The organism is Aeromicrobium sp., from assembly GCF_032084975.1.
Classification (GTDB): Bacteria; Actinomycetota; Actinomycetes; order Propionibacteriales; family Nocardioidaceae; genus Aeromicrobium.
In genome coordinates this window covers 1-1,201 of sequence record NZ_DAMDLR010000162.1, presented here as the reverse complement: position 1 = coordinate 1,201, position 1,201 = coordinate 1, and the positions used below count along the sequence as shown (strand labels likewise).

At 71.4% G+C, this 1,201-nt stretch carries 2 protein-coding genes; both read left to right on the top strand.

The genetic code is table 11. From position 1 onward, the window contains the following. Positions 1-962: cyclopropane-fatty-acyl-phospholipid synthase family protein (locus tag RT323_RS16670; RefSeq protein ID WP_313410419.1), on the top strand; the 962-nt coding region annotated here is incomplete at its 5' end. Beyond that, positions 947-1,201: DUF1295 domain-containing protein (locus RT323_RS16665; RefSeq protein WP_313410417.1), on the top strand; the 255-nt coding region annotated here is incomplete at its 3' end. The genes RT323_RS16670 and RT323_RS16665, both read left to right, overlap by 16 nt.

The following is a 1,201-nucleotide window of genomic DNA, read 5'->3' as shown; positions in this document are numbered from 1 at the left end:
CCGCGCGTCTGTCGCGCCGGGTCGGGGCGCTCGGGGCGCCGCCGGCACCACCCGCGTCCCAGGCGCGGGTGCACGGTCGCCTGCACTCGAAGGTCCGCGACCGCGCCGCCATCCGGCACCACTACGACCTGTCGAACGAGTTCTACGCGTTGATTCTCGACCCGCACATGGCGTACTCGTGCGCGTACTGGACCTCCGACGACGCCGACTACACACTCGCGGATGCACAGCGCGACAAGTTGGACCTGGTGTGCCGCAAGCTGGGTCTGGACCGGCGCCCCGGACAGCGCCTGCTCGACGTCGGCTGCGGATGGGGGTCGCTGAGTTTGTACGCCGCCGCCGAGTACGGGGCGCGGGTCGTGGGGGTGACGCTGTCGCGGGAGCAGAAACGGTTCGTCGACGGGCGCATCGCCGAACTGGGCCTCGGGGACCGCGTCGAGATCCGCGTGCAGGACTACCGCGACGTTCCCGACCGGGCATTCGATGCGGTCGCGTCGCTCGAGATGGGCGAGCACGTGGGCCGGCGCAACTACCCGGTGTACGCACGAGCGTTGCGCGACAACGTCGTCCCCGGCGGACGGATCCTGGTGCAGCAGATGTCGCGCACCGGCCGGCACCCCGGGGGCGGCCCGTTCATCGAATCCTTCATCGCGCCGGACATGTTCATGCGACCGGTCGGGGAGACCGTCGCGCTGTTGGAGGAAGCCGGCCTCGAGGTCCGGGACGTGCACGCCCTGCGCGAGCACTACGTCCGCACCGTCGACGCGTGGTACCGCACCTTCGAATCTCGGTGGGACGACGCCGTGGCGATGGTCGGCGACGAGGTCGCCCGGGTGTGGCGGCTGTACCTCGTGGGCGGCGGCATGGCGTTTCGGGACGGGCGGATGGGGGTCGACCAGATCGTCGCGGTCCGGCCCGGGAGGGACGACCTGCCCGAGCGGACGGAATGGACGACACGATGAACGGGTTCGACTGGAGCGGTTTCGCGCTCGTCACGATCGGCAGTTTCGTCGCCGCGGCCGTCCTCATGATCGTGACCGCGGCGTTCGGCTTCGCGCGGGGACGGCACAACGTGGTCGACGTGTCGTGGGGTGTCGGCTTCGTCGTCGTCGCGCTCGTCGCGGCCGCGTTCGGCGACGGCGACGCGTGGCGGCGCTGGCTGCTCGCCGCGCTCGTCGCGGTCTGGGGCCTGCGGCTCCCC